1 protein-coding gene is annotated in these 449 nt (G+C 48.6%); it reads right to left on the bottom strand.

From position 1 onward, the window contains the following. Positions 1 to 350: DUF416 family protein (locus tag A3761_RS07385; protein ID WP_156491718.1), on the bottom strand; the 350-nt coding region annotated here is incomplete at its 3' end. Between the last annotated feature and the right edge of the window lie 99 nt (positions 351 to 449).

Genomic DNA, 449 nt, shown 5'->3' with positions numbered 1-449 from the left:
CGTGGTTTTTCATCGTTGATCCCAGCCAATAGAGCCTGTTCTAGAATGCTTAGGCAATCGTGAGTTGGCAGGGCACCATAATGTTCGCTCTGTTCGGTATCAGGCATGTTCGCCTGGGTCAGATCGAGGAGCTCTACAATACCTTCTTCGTCTTGCTCAATTATGAGCATGTTCCAGGCGCTGTCGATGTCTGCAAGCTTGAGTGGAGAGTCTGAAGGGCTGTCAGACTCGATACTGTCAAGATATAGGAGGGCGTTGGGAAGGGCGCGTTCCGCTATTGCAAGCATAAATGCCCGTTCACGCCAGCCTCTAAGAGAGTTGAGAGATTTTTGAAACTTCAATCGGTTCATTGTGCCTAGCCTGCAGGTAGTTGGTATAAGCTTACGAGTATGTCGCTGCTCTATGTAAAGTGTTTATTAGCGTTTGGGTGCACTGAAAAAGAGCCTCAC

It is taken from the genome of Oleiphilus sp. HI0123 (assembly GCF_001635315.1).
This window is presented reverse-complemented; position numbering and strand designations above follow the sequence as displayed.